At 65.7% G+C, this 362-nt stretch carries 1 protein-coding gene; it reads right to left on the bottom strand.

Annotated elements, in window-relative coordinates; all coding sequences use genetic code 11:
- On the bottom strand, positions 1 to 362 hold a 362-nt coding region (locus IH26_RS55205; protein WP_034218345.1), incomplete at both ends, for a hypothetical protein.

The raw sequence follows: 362 nt of genomic DNA, 5'->3' as shown, positions 1-362 counted from the left end.
ACGGCGATGGTCTGTCCGGCGGTGATCCAGTTGTTGGGCACGCCGCGGCCGACGTAGATGGTTCCGGTCAGGGAGCGGGCGACGATTGATTCGAGGAGGCCTTGTTGTTGGGCGGAGATGGGCCAGCCGTAGGGGCAGGCGCCGAATTGGGGGCCGGCGTGGTTGCCGATCCAGGGGTTGGCGGTGTTGGGGCCGGTGCTGTTGGCTTCCCACCAGGCGTTGGGGCCGCCGGTGGTGGTGTTGAGTTGCCAGGCGTAGCTGGTGATGGGTAGGTCGCGGTAGTTGTTGGAGAACAGTCCGTCGGAGGCGTAGGCGGTGTTGTAGGCGGTGGAGTAGCCGTTGAATGCCCCGAAGGTGGGGAA

This window comes from Actinoplanes subtropicus, from assembly GCF_000721705.1.
Classification (GTDB): Bacteria; Actinomycetota; Actinomycetes; order Mycobacteriales; family Micromonosporaceae; genus Actinoplanes; species Actinoplanes subtropicus.
The sequence above is the reverse complement of the archived record's forward strand: the minus strand, read 5'-3'. Positions and strand labels throughout refer to the sequence as shown.